The sequence below is a fragment of the Alcaligenes sp. EGD-AK7 genome, assembly GCF_000465875.3.
Taxonomy (GTDB): Bacteria; Pseudomonadota; Gammaproteobacteria; order Burkholderiales; family Burkholderiaceae_B; genus Alcaligenes; species Alcaligenes phenolicus.
In genome coordinates this window covers 1-684 of record NZ_AVOG02000037.1, presented here as the reverse complement: position 1 = coordinate 684, position 684 = coordinate 1, and the positions used below count along the sequence as shown (strand labels likewise).

The window sequence follows — 684 nt, the reverse complement described above, 5'->3', positions numbered from 1 at the left end:
CCCTGCTCAAGGTGCCGGGTGTGGCCAGCGCCAGCGTCAACCTGGCCAACGAGCAGGTGCGCGTCGAAAGCAGCGAGGCGGACCTCGCGGCCCTGATCGAAGCCGTGCAGAAGGCCGGCTATGGCGTGCCGGTGCAGAGTCTGGAGCTGGCCATCGACGGCATGACCTGCGCCAGCTGCGTTGGCCGCGTCGAGCGTGCCCTGCTCAAGGTGCCCGGTGTACGCAGCGCCGCGGTGAACCTGGCCAGCGAACGCGCGCATGTCGAAGTGATCGGCACGCCCGACCCCGCTGTGCTGATCCAGGCGGTCGAGGCTGCCGGCTACCAGGCAAGCGCCGGCGAACAGCAGCAACCTGCACAGGATGCCGAACGACGCCTGCAGCGCGAACGCTGGGCGGTGATCGCCGGCCTGCTGCTGGCCGCACCGCTGGTGCTGCCGATGTTCGGCGAGCTGTTCGGGCAGCACTGGATGCTGCCGGCATGGATCCAGTTCCTGCTCGCCACGCCGGTGCAGTTCGTCCTCGGTGCGCGCTTCTACGTCGCCGGCTGGAAGGCGGTGCGCGCCGGTGCCGGCAACATGGACCTGCTGGTCGCCATCGGCACCAGCGCCGGTTACGGCCTGAGCCTCTATCAATGGTGGGCGACGCCGGCCGGGCAGATGCCGCACCTGTATTTCGAGGCCTCGG

The 684-nt window shown here is 69.6% G+C and carries 1 protein-coding gene; it reads left to right on the top strand.

Annotated elements, in window-relative coordinates:
* Positions 1–20 precede the first annotated feature (20 nt).
* A partial coding sequence (locus tag N879_RS14390) for a heavy metal translocating P-type ATPase (RefSeq protein ID WP_326942956.1) occupies positions 21–684 on the top strand: 664 nt, incomplete at its 3' end.